Origin of the sequence: Cyclobacterium xiamenense, assembly GCF_900109255.1 — a bacterium.
GTDB lineage: Bacteria > Bacteroidota > Bacteroidia > Cytophagales > Cyclobacteriaceae > Cyclobacterium > Cyclobacterium xiamenense.
Genome location: NZ_FNZH01000003.1, coordinates 587,253 through 608,240 on the forward strand (window position 1 = coordinate 587,253; position 20,988 = coordinate 608,240).

The window sequence follows — 20,988 nt, forward strand, 5'->3', positions numbered from 1 at the left end:
TTTTTGATTGTTTATGATTACAAAAATATAACTTTACCAATATTATCACCTGTTTTAGTCATAAAAATTATGGACAACTCAGCCAAAAAAAATGAGTTAGATCATGCATGGAAACCTGTCATCCTTTCTCCTAGAAACCAGGAGGATACAGATGTAGTAAAAAAATTGAAGGATACAGGTAAAGTAATGTTTTTTGATACATTTGAACTACAGTTGACAGAGTTGATCAAGGCGCGCAATCCGAAAAGAAATTTAAGTCTGGAGGAGTTGTCGGAAAAAAAGGCAGATTTTTTTTCAGCCTCCGGGAAGAGTTCGATGGAATCTGGTAACTGGGTATATTATCCATGGAGGAACACACTGGTTCGGATTCTGGAAGAAAACGAATTTGTGCAGTTACGAACGGTCAGAAACCGGTACAAAATCACCCAGGAAGAGCAGGAAAAGCTTCAAAATCAAGTAATTGGGGTGATTGGGCTTTCTGTAGGTCAGAGCGTTGCACTTTGTCTGGCGATGGAACGCTGTTTTGGCGAACTTCGGATTGCCGACTTTGACACCCTGGATTTGAGCAACATGAACCGCATTCGGACAGGTTTGTTTAATCTTGGGATTAAGAAATCCTGGATCGTGGCGCGTGAAATAGCAGAAATCGATCCCTACCTGAAGGTAACCTTGTTTAATGAGGGAGTGACCGAAAGCAACCTGGAGACATTTTTTACCTGGGAGGGAAAAAAACTGGACGTTTTAATCGAGGAGTGTGATAGTTTGCCAATTAAATTACTTAGTAGAATTCAAGCCAAGGCCATGCGGATTCCCGTGATGATGGATACCAGCGATCGAGGCATGATGGACATAGAGCGATTTGACAGGGAGCCGGAAAGGCCTATTTTTCACGGGCTGTTAGAAGCGTTCGGCGAGGAAAAGAGCCTATTGGCAAAATTGCCTGAAAATGGGAAGGAGGTAATGATGGCGCTTTTGCAGTTTGAAAACCTATCTGATCGCGTAAAGTACAGTTTTTCTGAACTTGGAAAATCCATTACTTCCTGGCCTCAACTGGCCTCATCTGTTATTTTGGGAGGCGCTGCCTGTTGCCATTATGCCAGGATGTTGCTTCTTGGGCAAGAGCTGGCCTCGGGAAGGTTTTATGTTGATTTGGACCATATAATCAATCTGAATGAAGGTTAGAGTTAGGATCGTCAGGGCTATAGATGACATTGAAGCCACCGAAAAATACATTTTTGGTCACCATAAGGTGTTAGAATCTTATGGCATTACCAAGGTAACATCTGCAGACCGCTCCTGGGCGTTGAATCCGCATGTCTATTTGATCTTGTTTGAGTCCATGGAGGATTTACGGATTTTGGGTGGAGGAAGAATCCAGTTGCGAACGGAAAATTTTCCGTTGCCATTTGAGTTAGCGATCAAAGAAATTGATCCCAAAATCATGGATTACCTGTCGGTTTTCAAGGATCTGGAGGTGGCAGAATATTGCGGCCTGTGGAATAGCCGAGAAGTAGCGGGTTATGGAATCGGTAGCATTTACCTGGTACGGGTGGGTATAGCCATTTTACCCCAGTTAAATCTCAAAAAATTATTTGGTTTGAGTTCACCGGTTACCTTGAGTATTTCCAAAAGCGTGGGGTACGAGGTCATTTCCATGCTGGGGGACAATGGTTCTTTTTATTACCCCAAAGAAGGCTTGATTGCCACTGCGCTGGAAATCAACGATATCAATGAGCTTTCTCATGCACAAGATACCGAGCGATCGTATATTTTTGATTTGAGAAAGAAAATAAACTTCAATACGATTGAAAGCGGACCAAAAGGGGAAATGGAACTGCAGTTTGAACTTCAAATACCTAAGCCTGATAAATGAAAAACCTGTACAATTACCTGAGGAGCATTGGACTCTCCTTGTTTTTGATTCTTTTTGTCACTGTGCCGATCATTTATTACCTGGGGGTCTTTAGTCAGGATGAGGGCATGCGTTTTGAAAGCTTCTCCTATTTTACTTCGGAGGAGGCTATTCCCTACGATCCGATCGATATGGGGTTGTTTACCCAGAATGCAACCCAAAAACTTGATCTCGGCGTGGTGACTGAAAACGTATATCTAAAGCTGGATTTAAATGATGTGGAGGGTGTCTTGCGCGATAGCCTCTACATTGTTGAACTGAGCAACCCTTCGTTTCGAGAGGTAGAGTTGGTGCGGCTAGATAGCAATGGAAACCTAGCGTTTACGGAAAGCACCGGAACTTTGTTTTCAGGCTCTAACCCCCTTAAGAACCCCAACCCATTTTTTGAAATCAAGCATACCGACGCACTCAGTTCCCAGTTTGTCTTTCGGATTCGAGCCAATGTTCCGGTAGAATTTGATGTGGCAATTTCACCGGAGAGCTCTTTTTTTCAAAATTACAGCCTGCGTTTAATCATCATCAGTACCTATTTTGGAATAATGATTGCCTTGTTTCTGTACAATCTTATTCTTTATTTTTCGGTTAAAGACAAGGTCTATCTCTACTATTGTTTCTATATCCTGTTTATTGCCATGGCACAACTGTCCCTTTCGGGGTACTCGTATTTTTTTCTATTCGAGAACGCATTTCTTTACGAAATCAGTATCATCGGTTTTACTACCGTATCCAGCATTTTTGTGATTCCATTTATTCAGCTGTTCCTAAAAACAGACGTCTATGTACCCAAATACGATAAGTTGTTGTATTTAATCCCCGCGGCATATGTTATTACGTTGGTGTTCAGGATGTTGGGCTATGTGGCGGTGAGCTATTCCCTGACAAATTTAAATGGACTGATTCTAGCGGTATGTTTTTTTAGCATCGGTATTGTGGCCGCAAGAAAGGGATACCGATCCGCCTATTTCTTTTTGCTGGCCTGGAGTTTTTTGCTTTTTGGCCTGGTAGTATTTATTATGCACAACCTCCGCATCATCGACCTGGGTTCTTATGCAAATTTTCCGCTTTTGGCAGGAACGGCCATAGAGGCCTTGCTGCTTTCCTTTGCCCTGGCAGATAAGATCAATATCTTAAAAAAGGAAAAGGAACACGAGCAATTAGATAAATTGGAGGCACTCAAGGAAAATGAACGGCTAATAAAAGAGCAAAACCTTTACTTGGAGGACATGGTCAAGTCCAGAACAGAGGAGTTGGAAATGACATTAAAAAACCTCCAAAACACACAAACTCAGTTGGTAAACCAGGAAAAAATGGCTTCTCTCGGTCAGCTAACTGCGGGGATTGCGCACGAAATCAATAATCCAATCAATTTTGTGAGTTCGAATATTTCCCCGCTAAAACGAGATTTGAAGGATATTTTGGAGTTGATGGAGATTTACCGGGAGAAAGGAAAGGAAGAGTTTAACGAGGAAAGTAAGTCTGAAATCGAAGAGATGGAAGAGGACATCGAGCTCGATTACCTGATCGAAGAAGTAGAGCAATTACTCAACGGAATGGAAGACGGCGCCAAACGGACCGTTGAAATAGTCCGTGGGCTAAAATTGTTTTCCAGGGTGGACGAGCAGGATGTGAAAAAGGTTGACTTACACGACGGGTTAGATAGTACATTGATCTTGTTGAACAGCAACATGTCGGGGAAAATAAAGCTGACAAAGAACTATGGATCCATACCTCAGGTAGAGTGTCTTGCAGGTAAAATCAATCAGGTATTTATGAACATTATCAGCAATGCAATTCATGCGCTGCTGGACCACCCAATAGAGGGAAGGGAACCCGAGCTTACCATCTGTACTGCTTTGGAAAATGGCCGGGTTATCATCAAAATTCAAGACAATGGTCCGGGAATGCCGCCCCATGTACGGAATAAGATTTTCGAACCTTTCTTTACTACAAAAGCAGTTGGAAAAGGAACCGGATTGGGACTTTCCATCGTATACACAATTATTGAAAACCATAAGGGCACTATTAAAGTTGAGTCAGAAGAGCAAGTAGGAACTATTTTTATTATTGATCTGCCGATCAATCAAAATTAACAGCTAATGGCAAAAAAAATCAATGTGCTGTACATTGATGACGAAGATAATAATCTGAGTTCATTCAAGGCAGCATTGAGGAGGGAGTTTAACGTCTATACGGCATTGGATGCCGAAGAAGGACTGGAACTAGCCAGAACCAAGGAATTTGAGGTGGTGATTGCCGATCAGCGGATGCCAGGCCTGACCGGCGTGGAATTTTTTGAAAAACTTGTGGAGGTCAATCCCAATCCCATTCGCATATTACTTACCGGGTATTCCGACATTGCCAGCGTGATTGATGCCATCAACCGAGGCGAGGTGTATCGGTTTATAGACAAGCCCTGGAACCTGGAGCAGATAAAAAATGCCATTATCAATGCGTCTGAAATCTACTATGCACGAAAGGAGCTAAAGGAGAAAAACCAACGACTGGAGAAACTGCACACGGAAATGAATCAGTTTGTGTACAGCCTCTCCCACGAATTGAGAGGGCCACTTATGAGTATCTCCGGAATCTCAAAGCTGGCGAAAACCGAGGTTCTCGAACCGGGGATCATTGAATATTTTGAAATGATCGACTCCGCTACCTTGAAATTGGACGATTTTATTTACAAAATGCTGGACTTTTACCGGTCTACCAAAATTGAGAACAAAGTCGTCCCCATTAATTTTGAAGACATCATGGGCCAATTGGTGGACGAATACAACCTGAAATGGGATTTGAGTCGCCTTGATACAAAACTTGAAATCGAACAGGAGGGTGTGTTTTACTCTGACGAATCCAAAATTCGCGTGATTATCAACAATCTATTTAGTAATGCCTACAAGTTTCAAAAAGAAAGCGGATCCGGCTGGATCTGTATCCGGATAAAGGTAAGGGTAGGTAACGCTTTTCTAGAGGTCTCGGACAATGGCATAGGCATAGAAGAAAAGCACCAAACGGATGTATTTAATCTTTTTCATCGTGCCACCCAACGAAACGTTGGGTCAGGATTGGGTTTGTACATGGTGAAAGAATCCGTGGAGCAATTAAAGGGTACCGTGCAGCTTTCTTCGGAAGTAGGCAAAGGCACCGTGATTCGGGTAGATTTGCCCAGCCTTGAAACTTCCTGAGGAGTAGCTTCCCCAATTTGGTTCGGTGACATCCCTTGACCGATAGCCCTGCCAGGCCGGAAGGGAAAAGGCTGTTATTTTTAATGGGATCTTTCCCAGGAGCTTTCGGGATCGCCAAATAAAATTTTCCCTAATTGCTTTGTTGAGAGGTAAATTGGAAGTAATTTGCACCGCAAATAATGGTAATTAAAATGTTTTTTTTATGATTAATCCTTGGCATGACGTAAGTATTGGCGCAGATTCTCCGGAATTCGTAATGGGCGTAATTGAGATTCCCAAAGGAAGCAAAGGCAAATACGAGCTAGACAAAGAGTCCGGCATGTTGTTGTTGGACCGGGTTCTTTTTTCGGCGGTCCACTATCCTGCCAACTATGGCTTTATTCCCCAAACATTTTGTGAGGACCATGACCCGCTGGATATTTTAATCATTTCTCAAATAGATATTCCGTCTATGACCCTGGTCAAGGCGAAGGTCATCGGTGTCATGCGCATGGTGGATGGCGGGGAAGCAGATGACAAGATCATAGCGGTCGCTGCTGATGATCAATCGGTCAACTACATTGACGATATTTCCGAGCTCCCGCCACATTTGATGAAGGAAACCCATCGATTCTTTGAAGATTATAAAAAATTGGAAAACAAAGAGGTGAAGGTTGAAGACTTTTTGGGCAAAGCGGATGCAACCCGAATCATCAACGAGGCCATCGCTCTATACGACAAGACCTTTCGAACACTTCGGCAAAAATGAGCGGGTATAGCGCTCTTTTTTCTGTTTTCACCCTCGGGGAGAAAAAGCAGGCGCATCTGAAAACGGAGAAAACAACAGTTGCCGGTTGGTTACCTGGAGACTTCGGATGCCTTTGATATAGAGGTACGTCGGGATAAAACGGGAGGCATCACTTTTTTTCCTGGTAACCCGAGCGCTGTTGTTAAGGAAAACAACGGAGTTTGCTTTTATTGATTTACCAATGCCATTAAACGCAGGCCTGACCTGCCTGAATAACACCATCCCTGGGTGCCGCTTCCCGGCTCCTGGCCCACCATGCACCTCCATTGCTAGAAATCGAATTCCAGGTACCGTTCGGTGATTTGGGGCTTGACTACCTCCTTTAGATGCTCCGGATAGCCCAATTCCCAGGGGGAGGGGCCAACGTATTCGGAATAGCTGCCTGCAATTTTGATGAACCCCTCGGTAGAAATTTCCACTACCGTAAAAAGCGGGTCTTTGTACGGAGCGGTATACTTGATCCAGCGGAAGTCTTTGTCCACCGCTTCGCTGTACCGAATGTGGGCGTATTCCTCTCCCAGCCATTTGTAGGACATGGAATTGATGGTAATGTACCAGATACCTTCCCTGTTTTCCACATGGTCGTGGTGGGTGTGCCCGTTAAAGCAGGCAATGATCTTCGATTTGGGATTCGCTTGGTTGTGTGCGTCGAACAGCGCCCGTACTTCGGCATCGTTTTCAATGGAATACCGCTCACCGGGGTTGCCGGGGTCCGATCCGATTCCCTGATGCGAAAAGATGACGATCGGCATGGTGGCGGCGGCCAATTGTTTCTGCAGCCACTGGATCTGGGCGGGTCCAATGTAGGATCGGTATCCCTGTTGGTCCGGAAACTTTTTGTCGTTACCGTCGAGTACAATGAAAAGGAATCCCTTTTGCTCAAAGGTATAATACGAATTCTCCATGCCTCGGTAGGCGAGGGCCTCTTGAAGCGAGGTTCCTCCGTCCATTTCATGATTGCCGATCACGTGGTATTTGGGACCCGGAAAACGTTTCCACAGCTCGTAAAAGGGGGTAAACTTTTCATCAGGTATCAGAAAATCGCCCAGTTCGATGATGAAATCCGGCTGAGCGATTTCCATGCTATCAACAAAAGCAGTCATTCGTTTTTCGGAGTCGTGCATGGTGGGTAGGTGCACGTCGCTGCACATGCCTATACGCACTGACTGGTAGTGGGGCGCTGGTTGGCAGTTAGCGAATGAGCAAATCAAAAGAATGCTAGCAAAAGACAGTCGCATAGATCGTTAGAATCTTTTCTACATGAATACCGGGTAGGCGGCAGAAAGGACTAATATAAAAATGAACAAAGAAGTTCTCCTCCCCACTAGCATTCTTTTTTTGATAGTGTACGGACGTAGGTGCTACGGCTTTTTTAGGCACAGGTTACCTGTGCGTCTGCAATGAATTGATTCGCGGTTTACCGCCGATAGACACCGATTTTTTTTTGGCATGCGTTTGCTGTAGTTTGCAAAATAGCCAAGTGGGTACAACAACGTTGGCATCTGCCATGCCGGTTCTTACAGAAATTATGAAAGAAGGCTACGTCTTTAATTTCCGTCCGGTGTAAGCCATTGCAAATGGCTTTGAAAAGCGCAGCATCGGTCGGAAACAGCGAAAATAGGAAGGAGCAGGTACAAACTTCACCTGATGACCGGTTTTAAAGGGAAGAATGGAATCTATTTTTTCCTTTGAGCATCCGGCTACACTTCCGTGGGCTTTTTAAAATCTCGGGGCTTATCCGTTTGGCTGATGGGCTCGAACTTCTCTTCTATTTCTTCGCCGGTAAGGTAGCGATTGATCAATTCACGTACTTCCTGAAAGGACAGGTTGTGTAAGATTTTCCCATTTTTGGCCAGGGAAACCTGGCCAGTTTCTTCCGATACGATCAAGATCAGTGCGTCGGTTGCCTCCGACATACCGATGGCGGCCCGGTGGCGAAGGCCAAACTGGGCGGGTACTTCCCGTTCGGTTACAGGCAGTATGCAGCGGGCAGCCTTTACCCGACCATTGAAAATGATCACCCCACCGTCGTGCAGGGGAGAGTATTTGTTGAAAATCGATACCAGTAGGCGCTTGGATACCAGTGCATCGATAAGGTCTCCACTCTCAGCGTAGAATTTTAGCTCTGAATTTCTGGAAAGCACGATCAGGGCCCCGGTACTGCTTCCGGATAGGGTTTTGGAGGCCTCGATGATAGGCGTCACGTTAAACGCCTGGCTTTCCTTTTTTCGCCAGAAAAGAATCTCCTGCCAGAGGTTTTCGTTAGAAAAAATGGAGGACTTGCCGACGATTAACAAAAATTTTCGGATTTCCTGTTGAAACAAGATAATGGCAGCAAGCACACCCACACCCATAAACTGTCCCAAAATAATGGTTAGCAGTTCCATTTGCGCCGCGCTGACGACCAGGTAAATCAGGTAGATCGACAAAAACCCCAAAAATATCTTTATGGCCACACTTCCCCGCATCAACTTATACACTTGGTAGATAAGTATACTTACCAAGGTAATGTCAATAAGATTGACCAGGGAAACGTCCAAAAAGCCTATTTTAAAGAGTAAGTTCAAGCGATCAGTTGTTTATAGAGTAATAGTGTTTCATTTGCTTCTTTTACATCGTGTACCCGCAGGATGCTTGCACCCTGCATCAGTGCCGCCATGTGTAGCGCTGTGCTTCCGTTTAGCGCCTCCTCGGGGCTGCATTTTAGCACCTTGTAAATCATGGACTTACGTGACAGGCCTACCAAAAGTGGCAATTGTAAGGTTTTAAAAAGGGATATATTGCGGAGTAACTGGTAATTCTGCTCCAGATTTTTCGAAAAACCCAATCCTATATCTACAATAACATCTTTTATGCCAGCTTCGTAACAGGCCCGTATTTTTCGGGAAAAATAATCCAGCAATTCTTTTTCCAGGTGCTCGTACTGCGTTTGTCGCTGCATGGTTTGAGGCGTTCCTTTCATGTGCATGCAGATATACGGGGTTCCCAATTTTCCAACCGTATCGTGCATGCAGCTGTCCATAGCTCCTCCTGAGATGTCATTTACCATATCCGCCCCGGCCGCAACAGCTTCTTTGGCTACCCGGTGCCGAAACGTATCGATGGAAACCAGCGTCTCCGGAAACCGTTCCTTTATATCAGTGATAACGGAAATGACCCTTTTTAGTTCGGTTTCTTCGGCTACAAAATCAGCTCCCGGCCGGGAACTGTAGCCGCCGATATCCAAAATTTGGGCACCCTGTATCACCATAGTCTCGGCTTTGTCCAGTACTTCCTTTTTTCTGGAGCTGGTTCGACTCCCCTTAAAAAACGAATCCGGGGTGCTGTTGATGATTCCCATAATCCAGGGGCTGTTCAGGGCAAGGAGCTTTCCTTTTATCCGAAGTGTTATTTTTGGGGGAAATAAAGTATCTTCGAGCTTACTACCCGAATGTAGATTTTCTAACATAAAAACACCGTTGCTTTGGAAACGCAAACTGCAAGCGAATATAATGAAGTTATTGGCCTTTGTAAAGAACTTTTTAAGAAGAAAACACAGGATTACGGAACGGCGTGGAGGATTTTGCGGCTTCCTTCGCTGACTGACCAGCTTTTTATCAAAGCGCAACGCATTCGTTCCATTCAGGAAAAAGGCACCCAAAAAGTCACCGATTCCATTAAAGACGAGTTTGTGGGCATCATCAATTACTGCCTGATTGCCTTGATTCAGCTGGAATTGAGGCAGGACAAACGCATGGAGATCGATTTCAAGGAGTTGGAGCCCCTGTACGACAAATGGGTGCGTGCTACACAGGAATTGCTTGCCAATAAAAACCACGATTATGACGAAGCCTGGCGAAACATGCGGGTAGCTTCCATGACGGATATCATCCTAATGAAACTGCTGCGCGTCAAGCAAATCGAAGACCACCAGGGAAAGACCCTGGTATCCGAAGGTGTAGCGGCCAATTATCAGGACATGCTTAACTATGCGGTATTTTGTATGATAAAACTGAATCAGAATGATCGTTAAACTGCTCCTTGCTTCCGCCCGTTTTCTGGTGGGGGGCCTCTTTGTATTTTCGGGACTCATCAAGGTAAATGACCCCGTTGGTACCTCCATTAAGATGCAGGAATATTTCGATGTGTTTGCCACCGATATTTCTCCCCTATTTGCGCACCTAAAAGCACTTTCTCTGCCGATTGCCGTTTTACTGGTGGTGCTGGAAGTAGCCTTGGGAGTGATGGTGCTCACCGGCTGGAAAATTAAGACCGGCATCTACCTGCTGCTGGGGATGATCCTCTTCTTTACTTTTTTGACGTTCTATTCGGCCTATTTTGATAAAGTGACGGATTGCGGCTGTTTTGGCGATGCCATCAAGTTGACGCCTTGGGAGTCTTTTTACAAAGATCTGGTTCTGCTCGCCCTTATTTTGTTGTTACTTGCGTTCAGAAAGCGACTTCCGGAGGGACGTTTTTTGCTGGGCAAGTGGATGACGATCGGATCCTTGCTGGTATCCCTGCTGCTTGCCGTTCTGGCCATCCGAAACCTGCCTTTTATTGATTTCCGAGCCTTTAAAGAAGGAGTGTCGATCCCCGAAGCCATGCAACCTTCCGCGAATCTGGAATACCGGTACCTGATGCGTAAGGATGGAGAAACGGTGATCTTTGACCAATACCCCGACGATGAGCGCTACGAATTTGTAGAAATGCAGTTGAAAAACCCGGAAGCCCTACCGAAAATCTCGGACTTCGCCATTTGGAACGATGCCGGAGACCATACGGAAGAAATGCTTACTGGCAAGAAAGTGCTGCTGCTTTCCCACCAGATTTCTAAAATTGACCTTTCTATTGGGCAGATGGAACAGATCAGTGCACTGATCAATACTTTTCAAGGGACAGATGTGCAGGTGGTATTGGTAGCGGCCTCCTCGGAGGATGAGATGGAAACGTTCCTGAGCGACCACGGGCTGAAATTGGGCTATTACATGGCCGACGCTACCGTCGTAAAGACCATTATCCGATCCAATCCAGGAATCGTATTCCTGGAAGAGGGAAGGGTGCTAGGCAAGTTCCATTTCCGGAATACGCCGGACCCGGAAACGGCCAAAGCCTACTTTGCGCCATGATAGATCCAAAAAAGATCGTTTTGGTGGGCATGCCGGGAAGCGGTAAATCTACGCTGGGCCGTGTGTTGGCAGGAAAGCTCAATTTCCCCTTTTACGACCTGGATGACTTGATTGAGGAGAAAGAAGGAAAGAAGATAGCCCGCATCTTTGCGGAAAAAGGGGAGGGGTATTTCCGAAAGCTAGAATCGTCCGTGCTCAGCGAGCGGCTCGCTGGTGGGGAAGCCTTTGTTTTGGCTACCGGCGGTGGGGCTCCTTGTTACAACGAAAACATGCAGCGGATCAACAGCAAGGGTGTGTCGGTATTTTTGGATGTGCCCTTGAATCATATTTTGCAACGGCTGACGCAAACAGCGCTGGACATCCGGCCCCTTTTTTCTGGTATGGACACCTCTGAAATCATCCTTAAGCTGAAAAACATGTACGTAGAGCGTAGCCCGTTTTACGAACAGGCAAAAATAAAGCTCAGGGGAGAAGATATCTCCCCTGAGCTTGTGATTGCTTCCTGGATGCCCTTATTAAAAGCGAAATCCTAGAGTCAGCATGCCGGTGATCCGGTTGTTTTCGGTAGTGGCCAAATCAGCACCGGGATAGGAGGTGTAAAAGCTGTTAAATTGACTATTGACCAGGCTGAAATCCACGCTGAAGGAGGGGAGTTTCAGTCCGACACCACCCGAAATCTGCGTGGTGCTCCGGTCAAGTCCCCCGGTTTCTCCAAACGGGTCGCCAAAGAAGGCATAGCCTGCCCGGAGGCGAAATTTTTGCAGGCGGTATTCGCCTCCAACGCTGTAGTTTATGGCCTGGGAATAGATGCGACGAATTTCGCTGTTGTCTTGTCCCGTATTAAATACGTTTGAACGTAAATTCGCGGTACTGTAGTCCAGGTAATTGATATCTCCGGAGATGAACCCATTTTTTCCAAAGAAGTAGGTCAGGCCTGCCCCCAGTTGCATCGGCGTGCGCAAGTTGTAACTGCTAATAAAAATATCCGTTTCCGCATCCGATTCCGCAACGGTTCCAAATTCGGGATCCTCGTAAGGAGGGGAGAAGTCGGCAAACAGGTCGGCGTCGTATTCCTCGTTTATCCGGTTCCAGGTCGGCGACTTGAAATTTAGTCCCAAATTCAGCTGATCTACTGGCTTGTAAATAACCCCTACGCCCAGATTGATTCCGGATCCTTCCAGGAAAAGATTTTCTTGCAGGGAGCTGAAGAGGGTGGTCTGTTGCCCACCGTCGTCAAAAAACTCTTCGTTGTAGGTTTTGGTGGAGCGGTAGAGAATGCTATTGATTCCCAGAGAGGCGCCCAAGAAGAGTTTATTTTTGTAATTCCCTCCGTATGAAAAACTGATTTGCGTCAGGTTCCCTGCGTTTTCGATCAGTTCGGATTTCTCGAGGGCGTTGCTGGCATTGGGTACAAAGCCGTAACCACCACCATCTACCGGATTGATCAGAAAGGCATCAAAAAACAAGGCATCCGTACCTGTAGGTACGCCCTGCTCGTTGTACAAGTCCACGTAGTAGTCGAGGATGGAACCTTGCTCCCGCTGGTTTGAAAAGTATCCGAAATCCTGGTTATACGTTGATTGCCGGTTTAGGCTGATGCCAAACGAACCTCCCCGCCAGTCACCAATTTCCAGCGGCCCCTTTGCCCGGCTGATCACTGCACCTATATTGGGCAGGGAGAAGTTGGTCGTATTGTAGCCTCGCAATTGATTTCTCAAAAAGGTATCCGAGGTCCAGTCTCCATAGGCAGCAGAAACACTGAATTCCGAGTTTTGGAAAAAACCCAGTCCCGCAGGATTTCCATGTACATTGCTGATATCTCCACCGAGTGACGTTTGTGTTCCTCCCAAAGCGGTGATACGGGCGGAACCCGTCTGTCCATACTGGCTAAACCTCAGCGCGTCTTCCACATAGCCGCTCTGTGCCTTCAGCTGCTGAAAATGAAAGATCAGCAGGACCGCTATGGTAACGATAAATTTTAATCCTTTCATGTCAACTAAACTAGTTTTGATGAAGCGTTCTACGTGTTACAACGAATGTTTCCGTACGCTTCAGGGGTTTTCGAAATAAGAAAGACTTACTATCCGAAACGGAAATCGTGAAATTAAGTTGAAATATACGTACCGTCGGAGTAGAAGTTTAACTTATTTTATGAGGGTATCGGTGAGTCCAGGAAAGGCTGTGCGTCCCTGAGAAAGAATAAAAAAAGGAGTTGTTGGAAACGGAGAAAAAAAAGAGGGAATTAATTCCCTCTTCTACTGCCTCCGACACTACCTCCTCTGGATGCGCCTCCTCCGTAGCTGCTCCTGCTAGGAGCGCTGTAGGACGACGACGATCTGGATGGAGCAGAATAGGTGCTTCTGCTTGGAGAGGTAGATCGTTGTTGATAACTTGGTGTGGTTGTCCGAGTGGACCCACTTCGATTGTACGAAGGAGAAGCACTACGGCTATTGCTCCTTGGAGTCGAATAAGTAGATCGATTACTACTTCTAGAATTGTAGGTTCGCGAATTGCTGTTTGAAGGCGATACGGAACGGTTGTACGAATTGCTACTCCTTGGTGCGTTGTAACTGCTTCGAGTCGACGTGCTACCAGCGCGATTCATGGCTGGAGAATTGATGGTTCGTCGAGCCGGAGCTGCTGAAGCCGCATTGTAGTAATCATTTTGCGACCGAGAGAACGAATTGTTGGTCGCCGCGGTACGGTTCCTGTTTAGCGCGCTGCTATTCATCGCTTCCCTACGTGCAGATGCTCTGGATGAACTCGGCTGTGCAATATTTCGGGAAGATCTGTTTGCAGAATTTGCCAGTGAGGACGATCGGCCTGGTCGCGCACCTTGCACCACTGGTCGTCGGTTACCTTCATTGCCTCCGGGAAGTACAATGATATTGTTTCCCCACATTCCTCCGCCGTACAATCCGCCAAATCCGGGTCTGAATCCAAAACCTGGTCCCCAGAAGGGATCGTAGAACCCAAATCCTGGCCTCATGAAGGGACTTCCCCAACCGAAGCCACCCATACCAAATCCCATACCGATGCTGAGATTAAATCCGGGTCGGAAACCAAACCCTGGTCCCCAGAAGGGATCGTAGAAGCCCATTCCTCCAAAGCCTGGTCCCCAGAAGGGATCGTAAAAACCGCCCATTCCCATCATCGGGAACATTCCCATTCCCATCATGGGACTCATGAAGAAATTATTGGTGACGCCGGCGTTGTTTCCGTTGGTTCCCCGATAATTATCGTATGCGTTAATATTCGGTTGGCCCTGCGGAAGGTCTCCGTTGGCTTGAGAGTCGTCAAAATAGACGGTTCCTTCCTCTTCCGCCGGGGCGGTTGAGCGTTGGTATTTGGCAATGTATTCGGGATTGACGTTTTTGGCAGAGAAATTATCTGCTTCCCGGTCAAACGAACGAATGTCTTCTATTTCCTTGAAATTATCAGGGTTGTTGTTTTTCACGGCGAATTCAGTGGCGATGCGCGCATCTGAAGCCATAAAATACAAGTTGTCGATTTCTTCGCCGCCTCTGCTTGCCGTGTAGCTCGTGCTACAAGAAGCGAGGCCCAAAATCGCCAATGCACCTACGGTCCGAATTGGATTGAAATGAATCATGGGGTTTTCAGTTTATTACTCCCTACTATATACGGGAACATAGCAGGAGGGTTATCATTTTTTAAATTATATTTGCCTGAAATCAAGAATCGAAATATAGCGAGTTTTTTTATTACAACAAAGAAATACTAATGAGCAAAGGATTACCGAAACGAAGCGAGGATTATTCCCTCTGGTACAATGAATTGGTGAAAAGGGCGGATCTCGCGGAAAATAGTGCGGTGAGGGGCTGTATGGTGATCAAACCCTATGGATTCAGCATATGGGAAAAAATGCAGGCCGAATTGGACCGGATGTTTAAAAAGACGGGGCACTCCAATGCCTACTTTCCATTGTTCATCCCCAAGTCTTATTTATCCCGGGAAGCCAGTCACGTGGAAGGCTTTGCCAAAGAGTGCGCGGTGGTTACGCATTACCGCCTAAAGGCGGATCCCTCGGGAAAGGGAGTCATCGTAGACCCCGAGGCAGCGCTGGAAGAGGAGTTGATCGTCCGGCCCACTTCGGAAACCGTGATTTGGAGCACCTATAAAAACTGGATACAGTCCTACCGAGACCTTCCGCTGCTAATCAACCAATGGGCAAATGTGGTGCGCTGGGAGATGCGGACCCGCCTTTTTTTGCGGACTTCGGAATTTCTCTGGCAGGAGGGGCATACGGCGCACGAAACCAAAAAAGAAGCCGAAGAGGAGACTATCCGCATGATGAATGTCTACGCTACCTTTGCGGAAAATTTCATGGCCTTGCCGGTAATTAAAGGTAAAAAGTCCGAAAGCGAAAAATTTGCCGGTGCAGAATCCACCTATTGTATTGAGGCGATGATGCAGGACGGGAAGGCCTTGCAGGCTGGTACCTCTCATTTCCTGGGGCAAAATTTCGCCAAGGCCTTTGACGTGAAGTTTGCCACCCGGGAAGGAGGGCTGGAATACGTCTGGGGAACATCCTGGGGCGTAAGTACCCGGCTAATGGGTGCGTTGATCATGGCCCATTCCGACGATCAGGGATTGGTACTCCCACCAAAATTGGCGCCGATTCAGGTGGTAATTATTCCCATATTCAAGCGGGAAGACGAGTTGGAGGCCATTCGTGCCAAAGCCAACGAAATCATGGAATCCCTGGAAGACCTCGGGATTTCGGTAAAATTTGACGATCGGGATACCCACAAGCCGGGCTGGAAATTTGCGGAGTACGAACTCAAAGGCGTGCCCTTGCGCTTGGGTATCGGTCCCCGGGATTTGGCCAACAACACCGTCGAAATGGCCCGCCGCGATACGCTTAGCAAGTCCGTGGTGGACCTGGACGAACACCTTGCGGCAACAATAAAGGAAACATTGGCGGATATACAGGAATCCATCTACCGCAAGGCATCGGCCTTTACGCAGGAGAAAACCACCACAGTAGACACCTGGGAGGATTTTGTGGAGGTGCTGGAACAAAAAGGAGGATTTATTGCTGCCCACTGGGATGGCACCGCGGAAACCGAAGAACGCATCAAGGAGCAAACAAAAGCCACCATCCGCTGCATTCCGTTGGATCAGCAAGCCGAGGAAGGCAGCTGCATCCTGACCGGTAAACCTTCCGTAGGGCGGGTGCTCTTTGCCCGGGCTTATTGAGGAGGTGGTAGAAAATAGTATCGCTGCTAATACAGATGAATTCGGCTTTGGGCTTTCTATTGTTCCGATTTCTTGTAAATTTACAAAAGTCCGGCGTTGTCGGGGCTTGATACTAATAATTCCAATACATGGCCTGGTTAATCGTAGGAAGCCTTATTCTGTTTGGGGCACTTCTGGTACTGCTGGAAGTGGTGTTTGTCCCCGGAACCACCCTGGTAGGAGGGCTGGGACTCTTATTCACCGGAGCCGGGGTCTATTATGCGTTTCTCAGTTTTTCTACCGGGGTTGGGTACACGGTTCTTGCATTAAGCCTTCTGGTAAATCTGGGATTTCTCGTCTACGGGTTTAAGTCCGGGGTATGGAAGCAGTTTGCCTTGAAAGATACGCTGCAAAACCGCACCTACGACGATCGGCTTGCCGGACTGGAAATCGGTCAGATCGGCCGCACCATTTCGGATTGCAAACCCTATGGAAAAGTAGAAATTGGAGAAAAAATGTACGAAGCCAAATCCGAGGGCGGATTTATTGCCGCCGGAACCAAGGTGACCGTACTGAAAATTGCTAACAATACACTTATCATAAAACCGTAAATCATGGACATTTCTAATTCGGCCTTTATTTTGATCGCGGCGTTTGCCGGCCTGATTCTCCTCTTTGTCTTCTTGTATTTTGTACCGGTCAATCTTTGGATTACCGCCATCTTTTCCAATGTAAAAGTTGGCTTATTGGAGTTGGTGGGGATGCGGATCCGGAAGGTGCCTCCCGGAGTGATCGTTAATTCCCTTATCACGGCCACCAAGGCCGGGCTAAACCTGACCACCAACGACCTGGAAACCCACTACCTGGCGGGAGGAAACGTGCCCAATGTGATTCGGGCACTGATTTCCGCTGATAAGGCAAACATCACCCTTTCCTTCAAGCAAGCTACGGCAATTGATCTGGCCGGAAGGGATGTATTCGAAGCCGTGCAGATCTCGGTCAATCCCAAGGTGATCAATACCCCCAGCGTGGCCGCAGTGGCTGCGGATGGCATTCAACTTATTGCCAAAGCCAGGGTGACCGTTCGTGCCAATATTGCCCAACTCGTGGGTGGGGCCGGGGAAGAAACCATCCTTGCCCGGGTAGGAGAGGGGATCGTTACCTCCATTGGTTCTGCCAAAAATCACAAAAGCGTGCTTGAAAATCCGGATAAAATCTCCAAACTGGTTTTGGAGCGGGGTTTGGATGCGGGAACGGCCTTTGAGATTCTTTCGATAGATATTGCAGATATCGACGTTGGATCCAATATCGGTGCCAAATTGCAGATAGATCAGGCCACTGCGGATTTGAAAGTAGCCGAGGCGCGGGCCGAAGAAAGACGAGCCATGGCTGTAGCCTTGGAGCAGGAGATGAAAGCCAAGAATGTAGAAATGAAAGCCAAGGTCACCGAAGCGGAAGCAGAAATCCCAAAGGCGATTTCAGAAGCTTTCCGTTCCGGAAATTTGGGAATCATGGATTATTACAAAATGGAGAACGTAAAATCCGACACCAGCATGCGGGACTCCATCGCCAATTCGGATGAAAGTAAATCTGGAGGATCGAAAGGGAGCGACAAAAAATAATGTAACCAAACGGGGGCCTTAGGCTCCCGTTGTTTTCCTCTTTTTCTTTGCCTTTTTTCCAGCAGTCTCCTTTTCGAGAGCCGTCTCGTTTGCCTCACTTTTCGCCAGGATTTTCTGATTTTCCTCGTCAAATAGTATCCGGCTGTAATACAGCGGTAGCACAAAATCCCCATTTTCCTGCATGATGCCGTAGCTGCCTTCCTTGCGAACCAGAATTTGGTTTGGACCTTCCCTGCGGATTTCGTCAAATTGCGGGCTGCAGATCAGATGGCCATTGGGTTTGGCCAGGCCGAAAAGCCCGTTTTTTTCCAGCAGGTAATACCCGTCTTGCGTCCGACTGATGCGGTCACAGGCCTCTCCTAGTTTTTCCCCATTTCGGCCAATGAGCTGCCGTTGCTCCCCTTCCCGTACGATTGCAACTCCCTGCGAAAAGGGACCGGCAGCATCGAAATCATAGGGAACGGACAGCTCGTTTGCAGCATCGATATAGCCCCATTTGCTGCCCACCTGCACGGCGGCCAGGCCTTCCGAAAAAGGAAGTACCCGGTCGTATTGGGCCTTGATTGCGGTGTTTCCCGTAGCGTCTACGTACCCATAGCTTCCGCCCATCCTGGCACCATACAAGCCTTCATTTCCAGGTAGCAGCTGGCTGGCTGCGGCCGTGGGCCGCACTTCCCATTTGCCCTCCGGATTAAGCAGACCGGTGGAAGCGTCCCGGAAATGAACGTTGTAATAGTCATCAATTTTTCGCACCGAATCCATGCCCACAATGTCTAGCAGGATTCCGTCCTTTTTCATGATTCGCCGGAGTTTTCCATGGATGTATTCCACCAATACCCCCTTTTCTATACTTATTTGGTGAAAACTGTTGTACCGGATATCGGCGTCTGTGGAAAGGGCATTGATCAACAAGTACTCCCGGTCATTTTTGGCAAAGAAATGGTTTTCTTCCAGGTGGCTCATTTCGTCAATAATGGGTTCCAGTATGTATGAGCCTTCTCGGTTGATTAAACCGTAACCCGATGCTTCCTGGGCCAGGATCACATCCGGGGCTGGGTCCGTAAGGGAAACAAACCGCCGATCGGGCTCTTGTGATAAGGGCAGTGCAAAGGATCCGTCCGAATGCCGGGCAATTACCTGCCCGTTTCTCGCAATTCGCGCTTCGGCGAAAGAACCAATCGCCCGAGTAGTTCGCTGACCCCGGTCATACACGAAATAGTCCGTCCCCTTTCTTGCCAGAAGATGGGTGTAAAAGGTGGTGATTTCGTCGTATGTGCTTTCCAGCACCTGTTCTCCATATTCATGGAAGGCCCCGTAATTTTTTCCGTTTTTGATCACAATCCAGGGCTCCATGTACTGGTACAGGCGTGCGCTGTCTATCCGGGCAAAGGAATTGTATTCGGGGTCCAGAAAAGACAAATCATCCTCCCAAACGTTAATCCGTAAGGAGTTTCCAAGGAGGAAAATATTGCCGGAAGCAATCTTTTTTTCCAGGTTAAAATTGCTATCAAAGACTTCCCAGGTTTGCGCCTGAGTTTTGGGAAGTACTGCCGACCACAGGAGAGCGAAAAATAGAATACCAATTGGGTAGTTTTTTTGCATACGGACTTCGTTTGACGTGAAAGTAAAAATAAACCGGCGTATTTTCAATAAAAAAAACGGACGCAACAAACGAAGACAAAAGGAAACGCGCTCTAGTCCCCATAATGGGAGCAGGCGGTTATTCCTGCTTTTTCTCCTCTTGCTTTTCCAGGTCGAAAAGGTCGTTGATTATATCAATCATTTCCTCTGCCTGATCCCGCTTGCAGGCAGCCCGCAATTGTACCACCGGTACCTTTAGGATTTTCTGCATCATGCTCTTGGTGATTTTATCGATGATTTCGAACTGGTTGTCGGAGGTGTTTTTTAGATACCGTTCCAATTCTTCCTTGCGTATTTGTTCCAAACTGTTTTTCAGTTTGTTGATGGTAGGGGATACCATCATTTCTTTTTTCCAATCGTAAAATTCACGGATACTCTCTTCAATAATTGCCTCTACCAATGGAATGGCCGCGGTGCGTTTGCTTAGCGTCTCACTGGCTTTGCTTCGAATGTTATCCACATTGTACAACAACACACCCGGAATGTCTTCAAGAGCAGTGTCAATGCTCCTGGGTACAGACAGGTCCACAAATAGTTTGTAGCTTTTTATTTCAAAATTGCTTACCAAACCCTTTGTGATAAAAGGTTGAGATTTCATGACAGAGGAAATGATCACGTCCGAATATTTCATGGCCTCGAAGCAATCTTCAAATGGGATGGCTTCAAAGCCGTATTCAGCAGCGAGTACCTCTGCTTTGGTATACGTCCGGTTCGAAATCACGATGCGGGCATCTTTCAGGTAGGCCAAATTTTTGGCGACGTCCTCTCCGATTTCACCCAATCCGATCAACAATACCCGGGGTTGGTGGGTATTGGAAGTCAATTCTTCTATCAGTTCTACGGCGGCGTAGGAGACCGATGCGGCTCCATCCCGGAACGCCGTTTCCTGTACCACCTTCTTATTGGTGAAAAAGATGGTGTGCATCAACCGGTGAAGAAACGGACCAGCCATCTCCATATCTGCGGCTGCCTGATAGGCTCTTTTCACCTGATTGGCTATTTGCATGTCCCCGATTACCTGTGCTTCCAGGCCCATGGCCACCCGAAATAGATGCTCGATGGCATCTTTATCGTTAGGAAACAAATCAAAGTATTCCAGATAGGAAATCGTATCAACCAGCCCTTTTTCCAAACCTACCAGCTTGATGATCTCGGTTGAAAGATCCAATTCATGGCTGTAATAGATTTCCGTGCGGTTACAGGTCGAAAGAATCAAGGTATCCGTAAGGCTAAAAAATTCCTTTAATTTTCCAAGCAGCGAACGCACAGCACCCTCATCCAACGAAACCAGTTCCCTGATTTCTACAGGGGCGTTTTTGTAAGAGAGACTTAAAGCTTTAAACTTTGATTGCATGGACACGATACTTTCGGCTACAAATTTATTACAGAAAACGGACGAAAGGAATTAATTCAGTCACTGGAAATTAATTTATAATCCTTCTAAATAATTTTCCCATCCACTTCTCAACATGCAATAATGCGAATTTTTGGAATATAATTCCAATATTATTAATTTATGAAGGCAATAGATAAA

At 46.9% G+C, this 20,988-nt stretch carries 18 protein-coding genes; 11 read left to right on the top strand and 7 right to left on the bottom strand.

Annotated elements, in window-relative coordinates; genetic code table 11:
* Nucleotides 1-69 precede the first annotated feature (69 nt).
* From BMW71_RS12050 to BMW71_RS12070, 5 genes are all read left to right on the top strand, one after another.
* Nucleotides 70-1,182, top strand: a complete 1,113-nt coding sequence (locus BMW71_RS12050) for a ThiF family adenylyltransferase (RefSeq protein WP_092174095.1) — start codon at nucleotides 70-72, stop codon at nucleotides 1,180-1,182.
* Nucleotides 1,172-1,873 carry a hypothetical protein gene (locus BMW71_RS12055; protein ID WP_092174098.1) on the top strand — a complete coding sequence of 234 codons (702 nt, stop codon included), beginning with the start codon at nucleotides 1,172-1,174 and terminating at the stop codon, nucleotides 1,871-1,873. Before BMW71_RS12050 ends, BMW71_RS12055 begins: the two co-directional genes overlap by 11 nt.
* Nucleotides 1,870-4,002: a 7TM diverse intracellular signaling domain-containing protein gene (locus tag BMW71_RS12060; protein ID WP_092174101.1), complete on the top strand. Its 2,133-nt coding sequence runs from the start codon at nucleotides 1,870-1,872 to the stop codon at nucleotides 4,000-4,002. Before BMW71_RS12055 ends, BMW71_RS12060 begins: the two co-directional genes overlap by 4 nt.
* Before the next feature lie 6 nt (nucleotides 4,003-4,008).
* Nucleotides 4,009-5,097 carry a hybrid sensor histidine kinase/response regulator gene (locus BMW71_RS12065; RefSeq protein ID WP_092174103.1) on the top strand — a complete coding sequence of 363 codons (1,089 nt, stop codon included), beginning with the start codon at nucleotides 4,009-4,011 and terminating at the stop codon, nucleotides 5,095-5,097.
* A gap of 202 nt (nucleotides 5,098-5,299) precedes the next feature.
* Nucleotides 5,300-5,845, top strand: a complete 546-nt coding sequence (locus BMW71_RS12070; RefSeq protein WP_092174106.1) for an inorganic diphosphatase — start codon at nucleotides 5,300-5,302, stop codon at nucleotides 5,843-5,845.
* Between the two features lie 308 nt (nucleotides 5,846-6,153).
* Here the strand turns inward: BMW71_RS12070 and BMW71_RS12080 are convergent, their stop codons facing one another.
* From BMW71_RS12080 to folP, 3 genes are all read right to left on the bottom strand, one after another.
* Complete coding sequence (locus tag BMW71_RS12080) at nucleotides 6,154-7,122, bottom strand: metallophosphoesterase family protein (RefSeq protein WP_092174112.1); 969 nt, start codon at nucleotides 7,120-7,122, stop codon at nucleotides 6,154-6,156.
* A gap of 462 nt (nucleotides 7,123-7,584) precedes the next feature.
* Nucleotides 7,585-8,451: a diadenylate cyclase CdaA gene (gene cdaA, locus BMW71_RS12085; RefSeq protein WP_092174115.1), complete on the bottom strand. Its 867-nt coding sequence runs from the start codon at nucleotides 8,449-8,451 to the stop codon at nucleotides 7,585-7,587.
* Nucleotides 8,448-9,332 (bottom strand): dihydropteroate synthase, encoded by an 885-nt coding sequence (gene folP / locus BMW71_RS12090; protein WP_092174118.1) that lies wholly within the window; start codon nucleotides 9,330-9,332, stop codon nucleotides 8,448-8,450. The genes cdaA and folP overlap by 4 nt, the downstream gene beginning before the upstream one ends.
* A 15-nt stretch (nucleotides 9,333-9,347) precedes the next feature.
* Here folP and BMW71_RS12095 point away from each other — a divergent pair, with 15 nt between their 5' ends.
* Genes BMW71_RS12095 through BMW71_RS12105 form a run of 3 tightly spaced genes read left to right on the top strand, consistent with a single transcriptional unit; the run spans nucleotide 9,348 to nucleotide 11,525 of the window.
* Nucleotides 9,348-9,896, top strand: coding sequence for a DUF1599 domain-containing protein (locus BMW71_RS12095; protein WP_092174121.1), 549 nt, complete (start codon nucleotides 9,348-9,350; stop codon nucleotides 9,894-9,896).
* Entirely contained in the window at nucleotides 9,886-10,992 is a 1,107-nt protein-coding gene (locus BMW71_RS12100) for a BT_3928 family protein (protein WP_092174124.1), read from the top strand. The genes BMW71_RS12095 and BMW71_RS12100 overlap by 11 nt, the downstream gene beginning before the upstream one ends.
* Nucleotides 10,989-11,525, top strand: coding sequence for a shikimate kinase (locus tag BMW71_RS12105; RefSeq protein WP_092174127.1), 537 nt, complete (start codon nucleotides 10,989-10,991; stop codon nucleotides 11,523-11,525). The genes BMW71_RS12100 and BMW71_RS12105 overlap by 4 nt, the downstream gene beginning before the upstream one ends.
* Here BMW71_RS12105 and BMW71_RS12110 read toward each other — a convergent pair.
* Nucleotides 11,508-12,983: an OmpP1/FadL family transporter gene (locus BMW71_RS12110; protein ID WP_092174130.1), complete on the bottom strand. Its 1,476-nt coding sequence runs from the start codon at nucleotides 12,981-12,983 to the stop codon at nucleotides 11,508-11,510. The two genes, BMW71_RS12105 and BMW71_RS12110, sit on opposite strands and share 18 nt — an antisense overlap.
* A gap of 251 nt (nucleotides 12,984-13,234) precedes the next feature.
* Nucleotides 13,235-14,602 carry a hypothetical protein gene (locus BMW71_RS12115; RefSeq protein WP_092174133.1) on the bottom strand — a complete coding sequence of 456 codons (1,368 nt, stop codon included), beginning with the start codon at nucleotides 14,600-14,602 and terminating at the stop codon, nucleotides 13,235-13,237.
* A 131-nt stretch (nucleotides 14,603-14,733) separates the two neighbouring features.
* On the opposite strand from BMW71_RS12115, the gene proS reads away from it, so the two are divergent.
* From proS to floA, 3 genes are all read left to right on the top strand, one after another.
* Complete coding sequence (proS, locus tag BMW71_RS12120) at nucleotides 14,734-16,212, top strand: proline--tRNA ligase (RefSeq protein WP_092174136.1); 1,479 nt, start codon at nucleotides 14,734-14,736, stop codon at nucleotides 16,210-16,212.
* 128 nt (nucleotides 16,213-16,340) lie between these two features.
* Nucleotides 16,341-16,802: an NfeD family protein gene (locus tag BMW71_RS12125; protein WP_092174138.1), complete on the top strand. Its 462-nt coding sequence runs from the start codon at nucleotides 16,341-16,343 to the stop codon at nucleotides 16,800-16,802.
* Nucleotides 16,803-16,805: 3 nt separating this feature from the next.
* Nucleotides 16,806-17,813 (top strand): flotillin-like protein FloA, encoded by a 1,008-nt coding sequence (gene floA, locus BMW71_RS12130; RefSeq protein ID WP_092174140.1) that lies wholly within the window; start codon nucleotides 16,806-16,808, stop codon nucleotides 17,811-17,813.
* An 18-nt stretch (nucleotides 17,814-17,831) separates the two neighbouring features.
* Here the strand turns inward: floA and BMW71_RS12135 are convergent, their stop codons facing one another.
* Together BMW71_RS12135 and hemA are read right to left on the bottom strand one after the other, a co-directional pair.
* On the bottom strand, nucleotides 17,832-19,415 hold the full coding sequence (locus tag BMW71_RS12135) for a WG repeat-containing protein (protein WP_092174143.1): 1,584 nt from the start codon (nucleotides 19,413-19,415) through the stop codon (nucleotides 17,832-17,834).
* A 118-nt stretch (nucleotides 19,416-19,533) separates the two neighbouring features.
* Nucleotides 19,534-20,808 (bottom strand): glutamyl-tRNA reductase, encoded by a 1,275-nt coding sequence (gene hemA / locus BMW71_RS12140; protein ID WP_092174146.1) that lies wholly within the window; start codon nucleotides 20,806-20,808, stop codon nucleotides 19,534-19,536.
* Nucleotides 20,809-20,988: the final 180 nt, after the last annotated feature.